17 protein-coding genes are annotated in these 20591 nt (G+C 60.5%); 8 read left to right on the forward strand and 9 right to left on the reverse strand.

Annotation, left to right across the window (positions count from 1 at the left end; all coding sequences use genetic code 11):
- Positions 1-65: 65 nt before the first annotated feature.
- Both ACYZUC_RS12805 and ACYZUC_RS12810 read left to right on the forward strand, forming a co-directional pair.
- Entirely contained in the window at positions 66-1691 is a 1626-nt protein-coding gene (locus tag ACYZUC_RS12805; RefSeq protein WP_461996090.1) for a methyl-accepting chemotaxis protein, read from the forward strand.
- A gap of 71 nt (positions 1692-1762) precedes the next feature.
- Entirely contained in the window at positions 1763-2671 is a 909-nt protein-coding gene (locus tag ACYZUC_RS12810; protein ID WP_461996092.1) for a DMT family transporter, read from the forward strand.
- Positions 2672-2797: 126 nt separating this feature from the next.
- Here the strand turns inward: ACYZUC_RS12810 and ACYZUC_RS12815 are convergent, their stop codons facing one another.
- From ACYZUC_RS12815 to ACYZUC_RS12845, 7 genes are all read right to left on the reverse strand, one after another.
- Positions 2798-4378 carry an aldehyde dehydrogenase (NADP(+)) gene (locus ACYZUC_RS12815; RefSeq protein WP_461996094.1) on the reverse strand — a complete coding sequence of 527 codons (1581 nt, stop codon included), beginning with the start codon at positions 4376-4378 and terminating at the stop codon, positions 2798-2800.
- Positions 4379-4513: 135 nt separating this feature from the next.
- Complete coding sequence (araD1, locus tag ACYZUC_RS12820; RefSeq protein WP_461996096.1) at positions 4514-5509, reverse strand: AraD1 family protein; 996 nt, start codon at positions 5507-5509, stop codon at positions 4514-4516.
- Positions 5510-5562: 53 nt separating this feature from the next.
- The gene (locus ACYZUC_RS12825; protein WP_008043480.1) at positions 5563-6738 is read right to left on the reverse strand and encodes an L-rhamnonate dehydratase; all 1176 of its coding nucleotides are present in this window, start codon (positions 6736-6738) and stop codon (positions 5563-5565) included.
- A 33-nt stretch (positions 6739-6771) separates the two neighbouring features.
- The gene (locus ACYZUC_RS12830) at positions 6772-8097 is read right to left on the reverse strand and encodes an MFS transporter (RefSeq protein WP_461996098.1); all 1326 of its coding nucleotides are present in this window, start codon (positions 8095-8097) and stop codon (positions 6772-6774) included.
- Positions 8098-8982: 885 nt separating this feature from the next.
- A complete protein-coding gene (locus ACYZUC_RS12835; RefSeq protein ID WP_461996100.1) occupies positions 8983-9987 on the reverse strand; it encodes a 4-hydroxythreonine-4-phosphate dehydrogenase PdxA in 1005 nt (334 codons plus the stop codon).
- Entirely contained in the window at positions 9984-10940 is a 957-nt protein-coding gene (locus ACYZUC_RS12840; protein WP_461996101.1) for an amidohydrolase family protein, read from the reverse strand. Before ACYZUC_RS12840 ends, ACYZUC_RS12835 begins: the two co-directional genes overlap by 4 nt.
- Positions 10933-12255 (reverse strand): MFS transporter, encoded by a 1323-nt coding sequence (locus tag ACYZUC_RS12845; RefSeq protein ID WP_461996103.1) that lies wholly within the window; start codon positions 12253-12255, stop codon positions 10933-10935. The genes ACYZUC_RS12840 and ACYZUC_RS12845 overlap by 8 nt, the downstream gene beginning before the upstream one ends.
- Positions 12256-12814: 559 nt before the next feature.
- On the opposite strand from ACYZUC_RS12845, the gene ACYZUC_RS12850 reads away from it, so the two are divergent.
- The 4 genes from ACYZUC_RS12850 to ACYZUC_RS12865 all read left to right on the forward strand — a co-directional run bounded on the left by ACYZUC_RS12850 (position 12815) and on the right by ACYZUC_RS12865 (position 16954).
- Positions 12815-13831: a Bug family tripartite tricarboxylate transporter substrate binding protein gene (locus tag ACYZUC_RS12850; RefSeq protein ID WP_461996105.1), complete on the forward strand. Its 1017-nt coding sequence runs from the start codon at positions 12815-12817 to the stop codon at positions 13829-13831.
- A 52-nt stretch (positions 13832-13883) separates the two neighbouring features.
- Positions 13884-14417 (forward strand): tripartite tricarboxylate transporter TctB family protein, encoded by a 534-nt coding sequence (locus tag ACYZUC_RS12855; protein WP_461996107.1) that lies wholly within the window; start codon positions 13884-13886, stop codon positions 14415-14417.
- A complete protein-coding gene (locus tag ACYZUC_RS12860) occupies positions 14414-15943 on the forward strand; it encodes a tripartite tricarboxylate transporter permease (RefSeq protein ID WP_461996108.1) in 1530 nt (509 codons plus the stop codon). The genes ACYZUC_RS12855 and ACYZUC_RS12860 overlap by 4 nt, the downstream gene beginning before the upstream one ends.
- A gap of 69 nt (positions 15944-16012) precedes the next feature.
- Positions 16013-16954: a LysR family transcriptional regulator gene (locus ACYZUC_RS12865; RefSeq protein ID WP_461996109.1), complete on the forward strand. Its 942-nt coding sequence runs from the start codon at positions 16013-16015 to the stop codon at positions 16952-16954.
- 381 nt (positions 16955-17335) lie between these two features.
- On the opposite strand, the gene ACYZUC_RS12870 is transcribed toward ACYZUC_RS12865, so the two are convergent.
- Positions 17336-18199 (reverse strand): DMT family transporter, encoded by an 864-nt coding sequence (locus ACYZUC_RS12870; RefSeq protein ID WP_461996111.1) that lies wholly within the window; start codon positions 18197-18199, stop codon positions 17336-17338.
- Positions 18200-18657: 458 nt separating this feature from the next.
- Between ACYZUC_RS12870 and ACYZUC_RS12875 the strand changes: the two genes are divergently transcribed.
- Positions 18658-19197, forward strand: coding sequence for a hypothetical protein (locus ACYZUC_RS12875; protein ID WP_461996705.1), 540 nt, complete (start codon positions 18658-18660; stop codon positions 19195-19197).
- 43 nt (positions 19198-19240) lie between these two features.
- Positions 19241-19420: a hypothetical protein gene (locus ACYZUC_RS12880; RefSeq protein WP_461996113.1), complete on the forward strand. Its 180-nt coding sequence runs from the start codon at positions 19241-19243 to the stop codon at positions 19418-19420.
- A 43-nt stretch (positions 19421-19463) separates the two neighbouring features.
- Here the strand turns inward: ACYZUC_RS12880 and ACYZUC_RS12885 are convergent, their stop codons facing one another.
- On the reverse strand, positions 19464-20402 hold the full coding sequence (locus ACYZUC_RS12885; RefSeq protein ID WP_461996115.1) for an aspartyl/asparaginyl beta-hydroxylase domain-containing protein: 939 nt from the start codon (positions 20400-20402) through the stop codon (positions 19464-19466).
- Between the last annotated feature and the right edge of the window lie 189 nt (positions 20403-20591).

Below are 20591 nucleotides of genomic sequence, written 5' to 3' on the forward strand. Positions count from 1 at the left end.
CCGCCTAAAAACAAGATCCTCGGTCCACGAGGACTACCTCTCAAAATGCCCAAGGAGCACATAAGATGCCTATAAGGAACATGCGCATAGGTTTGCGCGCGAGCTTGAGTTTTGCGGTGCTGGCCAGCCTGCTGGTGCTGGTCGGGCTGTTCGGCCTGGGTCAGATGGCGACCCTGCGCGAAAGTGCATCGGTCATCGAGGAATCGTGGATGCCGAGCATCGAGAGCATCCATGACAGCGCATCCAACATCGCCACCATCCGCCTGGAATCGTTGCGGTTGATCGCCAACAGCCAGAGCGCTGTACGGGAAAGGAGCAAAGGCATCCTCAACGCGCAACGCCAGGAACTGCAAAAGCGCCTCAACGACCACAAGACGCTGCTGTCCAGCGACCAGGAACGGGTCATGCTCGACAGCCTGAATGCTGCCGTCGCCAAGTACCTGGCCATCATCGACCAGATCCTCGTGCATATTGATGCCGGCCAGGATGAGCAGGCCTTCGCTCGCCTCAACAGTGAACTGGCCCCGCAGGGCATCGTGCTGGATAAAGCCCTTGAGTCGATGATCAGTTTCAATCAGCAAGGCGCCGATACCGCAGCGGCCGCTGCCGCGCTGATGTACCAGCGCGCGCAATGGATCGTCGGCACGATCATCGTGATTGCGCTGATCGCCACGCTACTACTGGCCTGGTTGCTGACGCGCAGCATCACCACGCCAATCAATCAGGCGCTGCAGGTCGCACGCCGGATTGCCGCGGGCGACCTCAGTGGACAGATTGCCAGCCACGGCAAGGACGAAGCCGCGCAATTGCTCAACGCCCTCGCCGACATGCAAGGCAACCTGCGCACGACCATTCGCGGCATCAGCGACTCGGCGCGCCAACTGGCGTCGGCAGCCGAGGAGATGAGCTCGGTGATGGAGGAAAGCACTCGCGGCCTGCAGCAGCAGAACGACCAGATCGAGATGGCCGCCACCGCCGTCACCGAAATGAGCACTGCGGTGGACGAAGTCGCCGCGAATGCCGTGTCCAGCGCCGAAGCCTCCCAGGCGTCGAACGAGGACAGCAAGCACGGCCACGTGCAGGTCAGTGAAACCATCACCGCGATTCAGGGGCTGGTCAGCGAAGTGCTCGGCGCCTCGGAGCGGGCCGAGGGCCTGGCGGTTCAGGCGCAGGACATCAGCAAAGTACTGGAAGTGATTCGCGGCATCGCCGGGCAGACCAACCTGCTGGCGCTCAATGCGGCCATCGAAGCCGCACGCGCCGGTGAAGCCGGGCGCGGGTTTGCCGTGGTGGCCGATGAAGTGCGCTCGCTGGCGCAACGCACCCAGAACTCCACCGAAGAAATCGAGCTGATGATCAACAACATCCAGCACGGCACCGGGGCCACGGTCAGCGCGCTGCAAAGCAGTGCCGAACACGCCAGCCAGACCTTGCGCCGGGCCAACAGTGCCGGCAGCGCCCTGGAGAAAATCACCGCATCGATCTCGCAGATCAACGAACGCAACCTGGTCATCGCCAGCGCCGCCGAACAGCAAGCGCTGGTGGCCCGGGAAGTCGATCAGAACCTGGTGAACATTCGCGATCTCTCGACCCAGACCGCCGCCGGCGCCACCCAGACTTCGGCCGCCAGTCAGGAACTGTCGCGGCTGGCAATCGACCTCAACGGTCTGGTGACACGTTTCATAATTTGATGCCCGTTTTTCGGTTGCCATAGGCAAGGCTCTCGGCAACACTCTCGTCCCCATCAAGGAAGGAGTGCACCGTGAGCCCTGTCGATATCGTTCGTTTACTGTCGCTGGCGGCCATCTGGGGCGCGAGTTTCCTGTTCATGCGCATCATCGCCCCAGTGATTGGCAGCATCCCCACGGCGTTTTTCCGCGTGTCGATTGCGGCGGTCGGGTTGCTGGTGATTGTCGGGCTGATGCGCATCAGCTGGGATTTCAAAGGCAAGCTCAAAACCGTGATGCTGCTCGGAGTGATCAACTCCGGGATTCCGGCGACTCTCTATTCCGTAGCGGCCCAGGTGCTGCCCGCCGGTTACTCGGCAATCTTCAACGCCACCACGCCATTGATGGGCGTGTTGATCGGCGGCCTGTTCTTCAGTGAGCGGCTCACTGCGGCCAAGCTCGGCGGGGTGTTTCTCGGTTTGTTCGGTGTTGGCGTGCTGACCCGTGCCGGCCCGGTGGCCTTCGACCTGCAACTGCTGATGGGCGCCCTCGCCTGCCTGCTCGCCACCACCTGTTATGGTTTTGCCGGGTTCCTCGCCCGCCGCTGGCTCGATCAGGCCGGCGGGCTCGACAGTCGTCTTTCGGCACTGGGCAGCATGCTCGGGGCGACGTTGTTCCTGCTTCCGCTGTTCGGCTACAGCGTGATCAGCCAGCCACCGGCAAGCTGGGGCGGCTGGAGCGTGTGGCTGTCGTTGTTGGGGCTGGGCCTGGGGTGCACGGCGTTTGCGTACATCATTTACTTCCGCCTGCTCAGCTCGATCGGGCCTTTGAAATCGATGACAACGACGTTCCTGATTCCGCCGTTCGGGGTGTTGTGGGGGGCGTTGTTGCTGGATGAGCCGTTGTCGATGGCGCATGTGTATGGCGGGGTGTTGATTGCGGCGGCGTTGTGGTTGGTGTTGAAGCCTTCCGCGGTGAAGGTCGCATCGGTGACTGCCAAGTAGAGTTGTGGTGTGATCGATAACGCCATCGCCGGCAAGCCGGTCTCGCTCCCACATTAGACCGCGTCCGCCCGGACAACTCGGTCAACTGTGGGAGCGAGCCTGCTCGCGATGGCGGCTGTTCTGGTATTACAAGGCTGACTGACTCAACTCACCATCCACCAACCGCCGAATCCCCAGCGGATTCGCGTTCTGCAACGCCTCGGGCAACAACGTATCCGGGTAATTCTGGAAGCACACCGGCCGCAGGAATCGATCAATCGCCAGCGTCCCTACCGACGTCCCGCGAGAGTCCGACGTCGCCGGATACGGCCCGCCATGCACCATCGCCTCACAGACTTCGACCCCGGTCGGATAGCCGTTGAGCAAGATCCGCCCGACTTTTTCCTGTAGCAATTCCGCCAGCCAGCGGTACTCCAGCAGTTCCTCGGCCTCGCCGATCAGCGTCGCCGTCAATTGCCCGCGCAGGCCGTGCAGCGCCGCCGCGAGCTGCGCCCGATCTTCGACTTCGATGACGATGGTGGTCGGCCCGAACACTTCTTCCTGAAGCAACTCATCGCCCTTGAGCAGCAGGCTGACATCGGCCTTGAACACCTGCGGTTGCGCCTGATTGCCCTGCTGCGGTTTTCCCGCCAGGTGCGTCAGCCCCGGGTGTTCGTGCAGTTCACCAAGGCCTTGGCTGTAGCTGACCAGAGCGCCGGCGTTGAGCATGGTTTGTGCTGGCTGCTCGTTCATGTTGGCGCAGAACTGTTGAAGGAAAGCGCTGAACTGTGGCGAACGCAAACCGATGACCAAACCCGGATTGGTGCAGAACTGCCCGCAGCCCAAGGTCACCGAACCGGCCAGTTGCGCCGCGATCTGCTCGCCCCGTACGGAGAGGGCTTCGGGCAACAGGAACACCGGGTTGATGCTCGACATTTCGGCGAACACCGGGATCGGTTGCGGCCGGGTCGCGGCCATGTGGCTCAGGGCATTGCCGCCCTTGAGCGAACCGGTGAAGCCCACCGCTTGAATGGCCGGGTGCTTGACCAGCCACTCACCGACGCCACCGCCATAAATCATGTTGAACACACCGGCCGGCATGCCGGTGCGCTCGGCGGCACGGATGATTGCATCCGCGACCCGTTCGGCGGTCGCCATGTGTCCGCTGTGCGCCTTGAATACCACCGGGCAACCGGCGGCCAGTGCCGAAGCGGTATCGCCACCCGCCGTGGAAAAAGCGAGCGGAAAGTTGCTGGCGCCGAACACCGCCACCGGGCCGATGGCAATGCGGTACTGGCGTAGATCCGGGCGTGCCAACGGCTGGCGATCCGGCAAGGCCCGATCGATCCGCGCGCCGTAGAAATCACCGCGCCGCAGGACCTTGGCGAACAGGCGCATCTGGCCGCTAGTGCGCCCACGCTCGCCCTGGATACGCCCGGCCGGCAGTGCCGTTTCCCGGCAGACCGTGGCGACGAAATCATCGCCCAGTGCATCGATTTCATCGGCGATGGCGTCAAGGAACGTGGCGCGTTTTTCCGCGCTCAGGTTGCGGTAGATCGGGTACGCCGCAGCGGCGGCTTTGGCGGCGGCATCCACTTCGGCTTCAGTCGCCTGGAGGAAGGTGCCGGGCAGCTGTTCGCCGGTTGTTGCGTCGAGGCTTTGCAGTTGCAACGTGCCGTTGGCGCTGCGCTGACCGCCGATGTAGTTGTGTCCGGATTGCGTGGTCATAAAATTGTTCCTGATCGATGGGCACGAACCTGTAGGAGCCGGCTTGCCGGCGATTGGCCCTCAAGCCTTGCATCGATCTCTCGGACGCAATCGCCGGCAAGCCGGCTCCTACAAGGGCGGATGTTCCGCCGGCTTTTAGAGCGCGCGAATCTGACCGATGGCCAACGGCTGGGCGCTTTCGCCGATGCCGTTTTCCAACGGTGCGCCAAACGCGTCGAGGCTGATCTGGAAGCGATCCCCCGGCTGGGTTTTCACGCCGTCGGCAAATGACAGGGTGGCGGTGCCGAAGTAATGCACGTGAACATCGCCCGGACGCAAAAACTGCGCGTATTTGAAGTGATGGAATTCGAGGTTGGCGAGGCTGTGGCACATGTTGTCTTCGCCACTGAGAAACTCTTTTTCCCAGAGGGTTTCGCCGTTGCGGATGATGCGGCTGGTGCCCGCCAGATGACGGGGCAATTCACCGACACGCAGCTCCGGACCATAGGCGCAGAAACGCAGTTTCGAGTGCGCGAGGTACAGGTAATTGCGGCGCTCCATGACATGGTCGGAGAATTCATTGCCCAGCGCATAACCGACGCGATACGGCAGGCCGTCATCGCCAATCACATACAGACCGGTCAGCTCTGGCTCTTCACCGGCGTCTTCGGCAAACGGTGGCACCGGGAAATCTGCGCCGGGGCGCACGACGATGCTGCCGTCGCCTTTGTAGAACCATTCCGGCTGCGCCCCAACCTGACCCGCCGCCGGTTTCCCACCCTCAAGGCCCCACTTGAAAATGCGCATGGTGTCGGTCATGCCGGCTTCAACGACGCCATCCTGCTGGTGCATTTTGTCCCGCGCCGAGGCGCTGCCCAGATGGGTCAGGCCGGTGCCGCTGATCAGGCAGTGCGCCGGGTCTTCGTGATCCAGCGGCGGCAGGACGTTGCCCTGCTGCAACAGTTGCGCGTAATCCGGGCCAGGTTCAGTGCCGCGCAGGAAGACTTCTTCTTGCAGGCTGCGTTGAGCACGGATCGCCGCGAGTGCCAGTTCACGGGTGCTGCGGGTGCCTTTGAGCACCTGGACCTGCGAGCCCTCGACGAGGCCGACCTGGCGCTCACCGGCAGTGTTTTCAAATTGAATCAGGCGCATGACGGCCCTCCATAAAGTCGGGGATGGCGCCGCCCAAAAGCGGCGCCTCAAGGTCACTCGATGATGTTGAAGTCGCTCAGGTATTCATCGGAGATTTCCAGGCCCAGGCCCGGCTTGTTGTCGTCGAGCTGGATGTAGCCGTTGACCGGCTGCGGCTCGCCCTTGAACACGTAGTAGAAGAGTTCGTTGCCGACCTCGACGTCGAAGACCGGGAAGAACTCGGCCATCGGTGAGGCGGTGGTGGACATGGTCAGGTGATAGTTGTGCATCTGCCCGGCGTGCGGGATCACCGGCACCGACCAGGCTTCGGCCATGGCGTTGATCTTGCGCGCGGCGGTGATGCCGCCCACACGGTTGGTGTCGTACTGGATCACGTCGACGGCGCGGCGTTCCAGCAGGTCCTTGAAGCCGTAAGAGGTGAATTCGTGCTCGCCGCCGGAGATCGGCATGATCCCCATTTTTTTCAGCTCGATGTAGCCTTCGATGTCGTCGGCGATCACCGGTTCTTCGAGCCAGCGCGGTTCGAATTCGGCGAGTTTCGGCAACATGCGCCGTGCGTATTCGAGGGTCCAGCCCATGTAGCATTCGAGCATGATGTCGATGTCCGGGCCGGCCAGTTCACGCAGTGCACGCACTTGTTCGATATTCTTGCGCATGCCCGCCGGGCCGTCTTTCGGGCCGTAGCCGAAGCGCATTTTCAGCGCGGTGAAACCCTGGTTCAGATAACCCTGGGCCTCTTCGAGGAACAGGTCGAGGTTGTCGTTGGCGTAGAGCTTGGAGGCGTAGGTCCAGATCTTTTCCTTGGTGCGACCACCGAGCAACTTGAACACCGGTTTGTTGACCGCTTTGCCCATGATGTCCCAGATCGCGATGTCGATCGCCGAGATCGCCGCCATGCCGATGCCTTTACGGCCCCAGGCGTGGCTCTGGCGGTACATCTTCTGCCAGATGTATTCGTTGTCGAACGGGTCTTCACCAATCGCAATCGGCGCCAGGTAGGTGTCGATGATTTCCTTGGCCACACGCGGCGCCAGGGCGCAGTTACCGATTCCGACGAGACCGGTGTCGGTCTCGACTTCCACCACCAGCCAGCCGTGGAAACGGAACGAACCCATGGCGTCGCCGCGTTCGAACAGGATGTCGCTGGCGTTGGTGCAGAAGTGCGCTTGCGGAGGGACGACTTTGCCTTTCCACTCGAAAACGCGGGTACGGATTGCTTTGATTTTCATGAATTCAATTCCTTGCTAACGCTTGGGTAGTGATCAGCCAACCTGAGCCGGTGTGAGCTGCGAGGGTGATTTAGGGGTGTGGGTGCTGCGAAGTCGGGACAACAGGACGGCGCCAACAATGCCGACCAGGGCCAGGGCGAACATGCCGGCGCGGGGGTCGGCGAAACTGGTTTCCATCACGGTTTTCAGGTTCGGCGCGACGAAGCCGCCGAGGTTGCCGATGGAGTTGATCAGGGCGATCCCGCCGGCAGCGGCGGCACCGCTGAGGTAACTGGTGGGAATGGTCCAGAACAGTGGCTGCACCGAGACGAAACCGGCCGCGGCGAAACAGAAGGCGATGACCACCGGAACCATGCTGGTGCCCAGCGCCGAGGCAGCGATGCCGAGCGCGGCCATGGTCAGCATGCACACGGCGAGGCGACGATGTTGCCCGGTGCGGTCGGCGTAGCGAGTAACAAGACGGGTCACGATCAGGGCGCAGATCCACGGGATCGCGGTGATCAGGCCGACGTTGAGGCCGACGTGGCCGTCGAGCAGCCCGGCGATGCGCGTCGGCAGGTAAAACACCACGCCGTACACGCTCATCTGAATGGTGAAATACGCCAGGCAGAATTGCAGCACCCGAGGGTTGCGCAGTGCACTGAGAAATCCATGGGGGCTGCTGTCTTTTTTCTGCGCGTCTTCTTCGCTGAGCGCGGTTTGCAGCGCCTGCTTTTCATCGACGCTCAACCACGTGGCATCGGCCGGGCGGTTGACCAGATAGAAGTACGCAGCGATGCCGACCACTGACGCCATCAAGCCTTCGACGACGAACAACCATTGCCAGTTGGTCAGGCCGAACACGCCGTGGAAGTCCAGCAACCAGCCCGACAGCGGGCTGCCCAGCACCAGCGCCAGGGGCAAGCCGAAGTAGAACAGACCGAGCGCCTGGCCACGGCTTTGTGCCGGGAACCAGTAGGTGAGGTAAAGGATGATCCCCGGGAAGAAGCCGGCTTCGGCGACACCCAGCAGGAAGCGCAGGACGTAAAAGGTTTCGGCGTTGTGGGCAAACATCATCGCCGCCGACACCAGGCCCCAGGTGACCATGATCCGGCACAGCCAGACCTTCGCGCCGAGGCGGTGCAGCATGTAGTTGCTCGGCACTTCGAAGAACGCGTAGCCGATGAAGAAGATGCTCGCGCCGAACGCGAACGCGGCATCACCCAAACCGGTGTCGGCCTGCAACGCGGCTTTGGCGAAGCCGACGTTGGAGCGATCGATGAAAGCGAGGATGTACATCAGGATCAGAAACGGTAGCAGACGCAGCCGGCTTTTGGAGATGGCACTGGACAGAGCCAGGGCGAAATCTGGACGAGTCATGTGAAGGTTCCTTTGCTGCCGGTATGTGCCTTGCGGAAGTGACAAGGCGGGCTTTTTGTAGTTGTTGAATCGTGCGATCGAGGCGGCTCGGGTGGCCGGCTCTGGTCATTCGATGGAGCGACTTTAGCCAGCGCACAGGGCGGCGGATAATCACTTATGCACATCCATCGATAACCTGAGGTGATAGGTAAGTGCGGTTATTGGCCTGATCGAGTTATCAGAAACCACACAAAACTGTAGGAGCCGGCTTGCCGGCGATAGCGGTCTGACAGGCACTTCATCCGTGTCTGTCAGGCCCTCATCGCTGGCAAGCCAGCTCCTACAGGGGGGTGTGTTAAATGGATTTTGAAGGCGGCATAAACAACTGTAGGAGCCGGCTTGCTGGCGATGGCGGTCTGACAGGCACTTCATCTGCGTCTGTCGGGCCCTCATCGCTGGCAAGCCCGCTCCTACAGGGTTTTGCATGGTTCACAAATACTGGCAACACCACCAGAAACTGTAGGAGCCGGCTTGCCGGCGATGGCGGTCTGACAGGCACTTCATCTGCGTCTGTCAGGCCCTCATCGCTGGCAAGCCAGCTCCTACAGGGTTTTGCATGGTTCACAAATGCTGGCAACACCACCAGAAACTGTAGGAGCCGGCTTGCTGGCGATGGCGGTCTGACAGGCACTTCATCTGCGTCTGTCGGGCCCTCATCGCTGGCAAGCCAGCTCCTACAGGGTTTTGCATGGTTCACAAATACTGGCAACACCACCAGAAACTGTAGGAGCCGGCTTGCTGGCGATGAGGGCCTGACAGGCACTTTATATGTGTCTGTCAGGACCTCATCGCCAGCAAGCCGGCTCCTACAGGAGGTTGCGGTGTGTCGGTGGGTTTGGCGGTGTGTCAGTAGTTGTTGGTGCCCATGCGGCAGGCGATTTCGAAGGCCTGGCGGATCGCGCCGGGGTTGGCTTTGCCCTGGCCGGCGATATCAAACGCGGTGCCATGCGCGGGTGTGGTGATGGGGATCGGCAAGCCGCCCTGCACCGTCACCCCACGGGAGAAGCCCATCAACTTGATCGCGATCTGTCCCTGGTCGTGGTACATCGTCACCACCGCGTCAAAGGCGCTCGCATCACCCTGCACCTTGAGGAAAATCGTGTCGCCCGGATACGGACCTTCGGCCGCAATCCCCAACGCCTGCGCCGAACGTACGGCCGGGCCGATGATGTCCAGTTCTTCGCGACCGAACGAGCCGTTGTCGCCGTTATGCGGGTTCAAGCCGCACACGCCGATGCGCGGCTTCGCCAGACCGTTGCGCTTGAGCGCGGTGTCGATCAGCTGGATCGCTTCCACCACCCGCGCTTGCGTCAGCATGCCCGGCACCTCCGACAGCGCCACATGCGAGGTCACCCGCGACGTCCAGAGGTTGTCGAGCACGTTGAATTCGCAGAACGGCCCGTGGAAATCCAGCAGCTCGGCGAACCAGTGCAACTCGTCGTTGTGGGCCATGCCGGCCATGTGCAGCGAGGTCTTGTTCAGCGGCCCGAACAGCACCGCGCCAGTGGTGCCGGCCTCGGTCAGGCGCAGGGCTTTTTCCAGAGTGTCGAGGCTGTAGCGGCCACCAATGACGCTGGCTTCACTGCGCGGGAATTCGCCAATGGTGTCGCCGCGAAAGTCATAGAACAACGGCGTGTCATCGACAAATGACAGCTGATCCAGCGACTCGACGCGACGGTACGGAAATTCCACCCCGGCGATGCGCATGCCGCGCCGCATTTCCGCCTCGTCGGCAATCAGGATCACGTTGGCCTGGCTGCGAACCTGAGGCTCGGCGAGCAGGCGTGCGATCAGTTCCGGGCCGATGCCCGCCGGGTCGCCCAGGACCATGGCGATGGTTGTCTTGCTCATGCTTCACTCCTCAAGGGTTCGGGCCATGTACGGTCAATGGCGCTAGGCTCGCAGCGATAAACCCGCTGCGCGTTGCTGTAGAACAGGCGCTCCTGATCCGCCATCGGCAGGTCAGCAACGATGGATTTGAAACCGCTGTAGATGTCGTCGAACGAGCCGCACAGGCTGTCCACCGGAAAGTTGCTGGCGAACATCACGCGGTCGGTGCCGAACATGGCAATCACCTCGCGCACGATCCAGGCATTGTCTTTGGCGCGCCACGCCTGCCCTTTCAGGCCCAGGCCGGAAACCTTCACCTGCACGTTCGGCCATTCGGCCAGTCGTGCCATCGCCAGACGCCACCCCGCCAGGCCTTCGGCGCTGCGGTCATTGGGCAACCCGGCGTGGTTGAGAATCAGCGTGGTGCCGGGAAAGTCCCGGGCCAGCCGTTCGGCTTCGTAGAGGTTCCACCAGGGTGTCTGCAAATCGAAATGCAGCCCCAACCCTTGCAGCGCGGCGTAACTGCGGCGCCAGTGTTCATCGCTCATCAGGCTGCGCAGATGGCCCACCTGCGCCGTCGAAGTCGGGCCACCGGGTTTGTGGCGCACGCTGCGTACGCACTTGAAACTCGCCTGCTCGGTGAGCACCGCGATGGCATCCGGATGATCGAGCCAGGCCTGCGCGACGATTGCATTCGGTACGCCGTAACGCGCCGCCAAACCTTCAATGAATCGGGTTTCGCCAATCGGGTCCTGCGGGTCCCATTCGGTCTCGATGTACACCGTTTGCACGACGTTATGCGGCCCGGCATCGGCGAAGTAATCGTCAGGAAAATAGCGCCGCTTGATCGCGCTGTAGTCGCCGTAGCGAAACGGGATCCTGGCTTCAGGCGCGAGCCACGGATGGTGATTGATCGTCGGGTCCCAGAAGTGGTGATGGGCGTCGATGATCGGGCCCGTATACAACTCAGTCATGGCGCACCTCGTCGAGGCTGATGAACAGCGTGGCGAAAACGAAGACCGCCGAACACGCCGCAAAGAACCCCAGCACCGGCGCAAATCCACCGGCCATTTGCAGGATTACGCCGACCAGGATCGGCACCGCAATCCCGCCCGTGCTGCCGGCCATGTTCATCACGCCGCCGATCAGGCCGACCCGCGCCGGCGCCGCCAGCAATGCCGGGAAGCTCCAGTAGAGGCTGCCCCACATCAGGAAAAACGCAGTCATGGCCAACAACGCCACGGCGGCAAAAGGGTTAGTCAGGGTCGGCAATAACAGGAACGCGCCGAGGGCCACCAGGCCTGAAAACGCCAGCAGGCTCTTGACCGCCACACCGCGGCTGACGCCTTTGCGGATCAGCCCGTCGCAGAGGAAACCACCGGTCAACGAGCCCAATGCACCGCAGACGAAAATCACAAAGGTCGCCGCGCCAATGCCCTTGATATCGAAGCCGCGTGCCTGCGCCAGATAACTCGGGCCCCAGGTCAGCAAGCCGAAATACACCATCGCCCAACTGGCGCGGCCGATCAGCAAACCGCTCAGGGAACGCGCCGCAATGCCCAGGCCTTTGACCGGCACTCGCGCCGCTTCGGCTGCCGGCGTGGCGCGCCCGGCGTTGATCTTCTCGAGTTCTTCGGCATTCACTTGCGAGTGACTGGCCGGGTCATCGCGCAGGTATCGCCGCGCCAGCCACGCCAGTACAAGCGTCGCGATACCGGCGATGACGAATGCCAGGCGCCATGAGTCCAGCGACGCGATCAGATAGGCGATGATCAACCCGCCGAGCGCCACGCCCAACGGGCTGCCGCTGTCCATCAGCACCGCGCCGCGACTGCGCTCGCTTGGCGCCAGCCACAACGAAATCAATTTGCCGCCCGACGGGAACAAGGGCGCCTCGGCAGCACCGAGCGCGACGCGGGCGAACAACAATGACAAGCCGCCCGTGGCAAATGCCGCCAACACTTGAAACGTCCCCCACAACCCGGTGGACCAACTGATGACCCGGTGCGGACCGAAGCGGTCGATCATCCAGCCGCCGGGAATCTGCAACAGCGCATAGGCCCAGAAGAAGCTGCTGAGGATCAGGCCTTGCATGCTCGGCGACAGGGAAAACTCATGGGCGATGGTCGGCATCGCGATCGACAGCGACACCCGGTCGATGAGGTTGACCATGGTCAACGCGAAGATGATCGCGAAGATCCGCCAGCGCACATTACTGGCCTTGGTGGTGCCAGTCAGCGGTGTGGCTGCTGCGGCGGGCAATTGCAGGGAAGCACTGGAACGAGCCATGGTGCGTACCTCGATTTATTATTTTTGTGAAGTTGCAAACACCGACCTGTAGGAGCCGGCTTGCTGGCGATGGCGGTGTGTCAACCAACGTCGATGGCGCCTGACGGTACGCTATCGCCAGCAAGCCGGCTCCTACAGTGATTGCGGTGCATCAATCGATATTGATGGCGCCTGACATTCCGCCATCGCCAGCAAGCCGGCTCCTACAAGGTTCGCGTTTTGCTGCGTTTTCTCGGCATTGGTGAGCACTATCGAAGGCTCACTGATAACCGTCTAATCAAAACTTGAAATAAGGCGATAGCCTCGGGTTATGTCATGCCCTGCTTTCAGGGGGCTTTCAATGAATCCGACCTGCACACACTTTCCACTCAAACCGCTCTGGCACAACGCATTCGACGATCATCACGATTTTTCCCGCCCCGAGCTATAACCCCAGGCTATCGGTGTATGTATTGTTTTGACTAGACGCGACGCCTGCGGCTTCCCACACTCGGGCCAGGCTTGCAGCTTTACCGCTCTGACAAGTCACTCATAACAACTACAAAAACGAGGCCCTTCCATGCGAAATGCATTCGTCCGTCGCACATCCCGTCTGTTTCTTGGCTGCACGCTGGTCGCCGCCGGCGCCCTTCCCGCCCTCGCTCATGCAGCCTGGCAACCGGACAAGAACGTCGAAATCGTCGTCGCTGGTGGTCCCGGTGGCGGCACCGATCAACTCGGCCGTTTGATCCAGTCGATCATCACCACCCACAAGCTGCTCGACGTGAATACCATCGTCCTCAACAAGGGTGGCGGCAATGGCGCCGAAGCTTTCCTCGACCTGAAAATGAACAAGGGCGATCCGGAAAAACTGGTGATCGGCACCAACAACATCTACTTGTTGCCGCTGGTGTCCAAGCTCGGCTACCAATGGCAGGAACTGACCCCCATCGCCGCCGTGGCCGAGGACGATTTCATTCTCTGGAGCTACAAAGACGCACCGTGGAAGGACGCCAAGGGCTTCTACGAAGCGGTCAAGGCTGACCCGTCGAACCTGCGCATGGGCGGCAGCCAATCCAAGGACGTGGACCAGACCCTCACCCTGCTGCTGAACCAGACCACTAACAGCAAACTGGTGTACATCCCGTTCAAGAGCGGCAGCGAAGCCGCGACCCAACTGGCCGGCAAACACATCGCCGCCAACGTCAACAACCCCAGCGAAAGCATCAGCCAATGGCGTGGCGATCAGGTCGAGCCGCTGTGCGTGTTCAGTAAAGAGCGCATGGGCTACACCGAGAAAGTCGCCGGCGACAAATCCTGGGCCGACGTGCCGACCTGTCACGAGCAGGGCCTTGGCATCGATCAGTACCGCTTCCCGCGCACCGTGTTCATGCCCGGCGAAGTCACCGCCGAACAACGGGCGTTCTATGTCGAGCTGATGCGCAAAGTCACCGAAACCCCGGAGTTCAAGGCCTACGTCAAACAGAACGCACTGGTGCCCACCTTCCTCGAAGGCGAGCCGCTGACCGCCTACATTGAGAAAGACACCGCCCGCGTCACCCCGGTGTTCAAAGAAGCCGGCTGGCTGAAAAACTGAGTTGCCGACGGCCGTCCGCCTGCGCACGGCCGTCACCTCTGGAGGTGCTTTCATGTCCCATTCTTCGGATTCACCGGCGCTGGTCGGTACCCGCTGGGTCGAACTCGGCCTGGCTGTCTTCACTGCGCTGATCGGCGGAGTGGTGATGTTCGGCAGTGTCGAACAAGGTATCGGCTGGGGCGATTCCGGCCCCGAGCCGGGTTACTTCCCCTTCTACATCGGCCTGATGCTCAGCGCCGCCAGCGTGGCCAACGGCGTGTTGACCCTGGTGCGCTGGCACGCCCTGAGCATTGCATTCGTCAGCCGCACTGCGTTCAAGCAAGTGCTGTCGGTGTTCATCCCGATTGCGCTGTTCGTGGGCGCCATGCCGTTCACCGGCATCTACGTGGCGTCGGCCTGCTTCATCGCCTGGTTCATGTGGCGTGACAAGGTCCGCGCCAAGCCTTACGGCAAACTGATGATCGGCAGCGTGTCCCTTGGCGCGGTGCTGGCCAGCTACCTGATTTTCGCGCTGTGGTTCAAGGTCCCGCTGGATGCCGGCCCGATGGGCGACTGGATTGCCCTGGCCGGGAGAAATTTCAAATGAGCGAGTTCGATTCCCTGCTGCAAGGCATGAACCTGATCCTGACCCCGGGCCACATCGGCCTGATGGTGATCGGCGTGCTGCTGGGCATTCTGGTCGGCGTACTGCCCGGCCTCGGTGCCCCCAACGGCGTGGCGTTGTTGCTGCCGCTGACATTCACCATGTCGCCGGTGTCGGCGATCATTCTGCTGTCGTGCATGTATTGGGGCGCGCTGTTCGGCGGCTCGATCACCTCGATCCTGTTCAACATCCCCGGCGAGCCCTCATCGGTGGCGACGACCTTCGACGGCTACCCGATGGCCCGCGAAGGTCGCGCCGCCGAAGCATTGACCGCCGCCTTCAGTTCGGCACTGATCGGTGCGCTGGCCGGGGTGTTGTTGCTGACCTTTCTATCGACCAAGATTGCTGCCTTCGCCATGTCGTTCAGTTCACCGGAGTTCTTCGCGGTGTACCTGTTGGCGTTCTGCACTTTCATCGGCATGAGCAAAAACCCGCCGCTGAAAACCGTGGTGGCGATGATGATCGGTTTCGCCATGGCGGCCGTCGGCATGGACACCGTATCGGGCAACCTGCGCCTGACCTTCGACCAGCCGATCCTGATGACGGGCATCAGCTTCGAAGTGGCGGTGATCGGCCTGTTCGGCATCGGCGAAATCCTTTGCACGGTCGAAGAAGGCCTGGTGTTTCGCGGCGAGCATGCGCGCATTACACCGATGGTGATTCTGCGTACCTGGGCCAAGTTGCCGCGTTACTGGTGGACGATTGTGCGCAGCACGCTGGTCGGTTGCTGGATGGGCATCACGCCCGGCGGCCCGACGGCGGCCTCGTTCATGAGCTACAGCCTGGCGCGGCGTTTCTCGAAGAATCGCGAGAACTTTGGCAAGGGTGAACTCGAAGGCGTGATCGCTCCGGAAACCGCCGACCATGCCGCCGGCACCAGCGCCCTGCTACCGATGCTGACCTTGGGCATTCCCGGTTCCGCCACGGCAGCGGTGATGCTCGGTGGCTTGATGATCTGGGGCTTGCACCCTGGCCCGACGTTGTTCGTCGAGCAGCACGATTTTGTCTGGGGCCTGATTGCGAGCATGTACCTGGGCAACGTGGTGAGCCTGATCGTGGTGCTGGCGACCGTGCCGCTGTTCGCTTCGATCCTGCGCATTCCGTTCTCGATCATTGCGCCGATCATCATCATGGTCTGCGCCATCGGTGCTTACTCGGTGCACAACTCGTTCTTCGACGTGGTGCTGATGCTGGGCTTCGGCGCGCTGGGTTATCTGTTCAAGAAACTCGGTTACCCGATTGCGCCGCTGGTGTTGGCGGCTGTTCTAGGGGACAAGGCTGAGGATGCGTTCCGTCAATCGATGCTGTTTTCTGACGGCCACTTGGGGATTTTCTGGTCCAACCCGCTGGTGGGCAGCCTGACCACGGCGGCGCTGCTGATGCTGTTCTGGCCGCTGATTTCCAAAGGGTTGAGCGGCCTGATGGGCCTGCGCAAACCCCACGTCGCCAAGACCATATCGGTGCTGTGACACGGCAATGCTGGCAACGCCTGACATTTGTTGTCAGGCTTGCCGCAGTCTTTTTCGCGAGCGCGGCCCATGACCCGAATTCCTGATGCCAATGTGATCCACAGTCGATTGCGTCTGCGCCAATTGCGGTTGATGCTGGCGTTGCAGGAATTCGGCTCGCTGCGCCGCGCCGCCGACCACATCGGCATGACCCAACCGGCGGCAACCAAGATGTTGCACGAGGCCGAAGACTTGCTCGGCGTCGAACTCTTCGAACGTCTGCCTCGGGGCATGCGCTCTACCCCGTTCGGGGAGACCGTCATCTACTACGCGCGCATGGTGTTTGCCGAACTCAGCGGCATGCGTGAAGAACTGGTCGCCCTGGAGTCCGGTAACCTCGGGCGGGTCGCCGTAGGGGCGATTCCGGCGTTGGCCTCGGGGTTGCTGACTCGCACCATCGCCACCTTGAAGAAAAGCCATCCACGGTTATCGATGAGCATTCAGGTCGACACCAGTGATGTACTGGTGCAAGCACTGTTGCAGGATCAGCTCGACATTGTATTGGGGCGAATTCCGGCGGGTGCACGGGCTGAAGAATTGCTGTTCGATAGCTTGGGTGAAGAGGAGCTGTGCGTGATTGCCGGTGCGCAGAATCCATTGGCGCGGGAGAAAAACCTGAGCTGGGCGGAATTGCAGAACATGACTTGGGTGTTGCAGCAGCAACCGAGCCCGATGCGCGCGATCATCAATCAGGTGTTTCACAATGCGCGGGTCGACATTCCCAGCAGCATCGTTGAAACCACGTCGATCATGACGTTGCTGTCGTTGATCCAGCAGACCGATATGCTCGGCGTCACGCCGGTGTCGGTGGTCGAGGATTATCCGGGGCGTGATTTGCTGGCGGTGTTGCCGATCAAGTTTGAAGCGCGGTTGCCGCCGTATGGGTTGATTACCCGGCGTCATCGTATTCAGTCTTCGGCGATGCAGGCGTTCATGAATTCGGTGCGGGCTGAGCATGCTCTGAGTAAGTAGGCGGGCCTTTAGTATTGGTCTGGTTTTGGTCGGGGTACATATCCGTTGTTTTTGTAACGGCGGCTATTGGTTTCGCCCTTACGGCGAGTCACTTTCGAAAAGCCTGCGCGGCCCGGCGGAAAGTAACCAAAGCGCTCTTGCCCCTTTCGTTCGGTGGCTCGCTAATGCTCGCCATCCCCTCGCTCCGGTCCTGCTCCGTGGGCCCGCCGCCATCGGCCATCCATGGCCGGGGGCGGCGGGCCCACGGAGCAGGACCGGAGCGAGGCACCGAACGAAAGGGGCAAGAGCGCTTGGTTACTTGGCGCTTTTCCAAGTGACCCGCCGTAAGGGCGGAACCAATATCAGCCATCACAAAAAAACGGATATGCCCTCCCAACCGCTCTACCCTGCCTGACGAAACACAACCCCCAGACCAACAATAATCAGCACCATCCCAACCATGCTCAACACCGCAAGTTGGTTGCCAAAAAACAGATAATCCATCACCGCCGTCACCGCCGGCACCAGATAAAACAGACTGGTGACATTCACCAGATTGCCCCGGGCGATCAGCCGGTACAGCAACAACGTCGCCAACACCGACACCACCAATCCCATCCACAACACCGGCACGATGAAACCGCTGCTGTGTTCAAAGTGAAAGGGCTGGAACGGCACGAAGATCCCGCACAACAACAGCCCTGCCAGATACTGCACCGGCAGCGTACCGAGGGGATTATCGGTGATGCGTTTCTGCATGATCGAACCGAACGTCATGCTCGCCAACGCCAGCAAACCGAAAAACATCCCGGCCAGCGACATGCCGGCCAGACCAATGCCCTGGTACACCACCATGATCAATCCGGCCAAACCCAGCATCAGACCGAACACCCGGTTCGCTGAGCGCTGGCGCTCCATGATCACCACCGTGAGGATGGGCTGCACACCCATGATCGTGGCCATCACGCCCGGCGTGACCTTCAGGTCCAGGGCCAGCAGATAGAAAATCTGATAAGCACCCAGCAACACCACGCCAGTGGCCATCGCATACAGCATCGGCTTGCCACCCTTGGGCAGTTTCAGCTTGAGCAATGGCACCAGCAGCACCAATCCACAAAGCGCGATGGCGAAGCGAATCAGCAAAAAAGCGAAGGGCGACGCGTGGGCCAGGCCCCATTTGGAGAAGATCGCCCCGCTGCTCCACAGCAAAACGAACAGGCTCGTGGACGCCGCCGCGAGCGCGGTTTTTTTCGAAAGGACAAACATGAATACCACCTGTAGTCAGGCACAAAAAGCCAACTCAGCCAAAGCTGAAATCCAGTAGTTTTTCAGGCGAACGCTTTTAGAAGGGCATGGGAACAGCAGGGAAAGCTGATCAGCCCGAAACGCCAACGCCCGGCGGTGATACGACTGCGTACACCGGCGTGCTACGGACAGGTGGGGGGTAATGACTGATCTGCGCAGGCTGCTGATTCCCGCACGGCACGACGCCAGCGTGGACCGCTGAATCGACTACCGCGTTGATGAGGGAAGCAGGCATGGGCTGATCTTTTTTGATGGGGTGGACGGTAAACGAAAATCACCAAGCGCCGACTATAACCAGCGCTGGACATGGATTGCAATGACTTGGACAAAGGGCCAGTAGATACAGGTTGTTCTCCGTGTCCTACCTTGGAGAGGAATGCAAACGCCCGATAGTGGGAATACGGAATGACAAAGATTTAATGCCAAGGGAACGGACTCAACTTCGGTATCAGCTGTACAGATCAAATGCTCGAAAGCTGGCAATTGCCACCCTGTCCCGACTTCATCAAGAACTGCAGCATGGAGGCCAAGTCGGCTTCGATTTTTCCAGGATTCGTTTCGAACCAATCAACGCACAGGCATTGAATGCATTCCAGCACTGGAATGATCCGCACTATTCATGGAATGAGGTCGTTGGATGGAAGGCAAAAGAGCCGATGTGTTTTGATCTGGCGATCTGGTTTGATCTGGAGTTATGCGGGCTGTGTTTTGCGAATCCAAACCAGAGTCGTCAACGAGTAAAGATCGTGCGATTGGAGGGTAATCCAGAAAGAGGTCATCCCCTGAAAAGTCTGATTGCTTCGCTCGCACTGACCGCTGTCACTCACTTTGCACAAATCATTGGCTGCAGACAGATCGAAATACAGGAGCCTGTAAAAGGTGCCATCGCCATCTATCAGCAGCTTGGTTTTGAATTCGACACAGAGGGTCGGCTTGTGATGCTTATGGAGTGCGACTAATATCGGGCCAACTGCTCATTTTATGATCAACGCTGGAGATGCAATGAAAGCTCTCGCTGAAAAAAATATTGCAGATAGACAAGCCATCAAGGCAACTCCGAAGCGACCACCCACAGAGTTGCCAGAAAGTGTTTTGCGTCGCATCAGAGATACACTGGCAAACCCGGTAACAGAAGAGCCGATGGGCGTTCTCGCTGGAGCTTCTTTCACCTTTTCCTCATAAAAAAACCGCTCACAAGGAGCGGTTCTTTATTCAGAGTCCGGTTTCACCCAAACAACCAATACCCCAACAACGTCAACACCACCACCGCGAGCACCGGTCGCAGCACACGGTAGGCTTTAGGATTGCGCCGCTTCCACTGCTTGACCACGCCGCTGAACTTGTCGCTGGAGTTCTTGCTCCAGGCGTAGGCCCGGTTAATCCCGCCGACACGCTCGTCATCGAGGTTCTGCGGCGCCGTGGCACGACCGAGCAAGCTGCTGATCCAGCGATTGATGCGGGTCATGACGCGGTTGCTCAACGGACGTTCGATATCGCAGAACAGAATGACCCGGGTCTTCTCGGTTTCGTTCTTGACCCAGTGCACATAGGTTTCGTCGAACATCACGTCTTCGCCATCACGCCAGGCGTAAACCTGACCGTCGACGAAGATGCGGCAATCATCGGAATTCGGCGTCGACAACCCCAGGTGATAGCGCAGGGAACCGGCAAACGGATCGCGGTGCGGGTTGAGATGGCTGCCACCCGGCAGCAAGGCGAACATGGCGCCTTTGACGTTTGGAATGCTGCTGACCAGGGCCACGGTTTTCGGGCACAGCGCTTCGGCCGATGGCAGGGGTTTGTCGTACCACTTGAGGTAGAAACGCTTCCAGCCTTTCTTGAAGAACGAGCCGAAACCGGCGTCGTTGTTTTTCTCGGCGGCGCGAATGTAACCCTCATCGAACAGGTGCATGGCTTCGTCGCGGATGACTTCCCAATTGTCCTTGAGCACATCAAGTTCCGGGAACTTGCTGCGATCCAGGTAGGGTTTGGACGGCACGCTGGAGAACAGGTACATCAAGGCGTTGTACGGTGCGAACAAAGCGGAATGGTTGACGAACTGACGCAAGACCGGCAAACGCGCCTTGCCGCGCAAGTGCACATAGAGGGTACTGCCGAGGAACAGCAGCAACAGCGATGCCTTCGCGGCAATGGTAAAGGTCATCTACAACTCCTTGAGAATTAGCAACTCTGCACTACGCCATTTACCCGACGTGGCGGCCGGCCATGATAAACACTACCGGCCTCGGGAAAAACCCGCTTTTCTCAACATTCACTGTTAAAGATTGTGCAACAACGCACGTCTTAACATATGTCTCCTGAACGGGGGCTGACCTGGATCAGCCCACTTGTC

Source organism: Pseudomonas sp. GT1P32, from assembly GCF_054897805.1.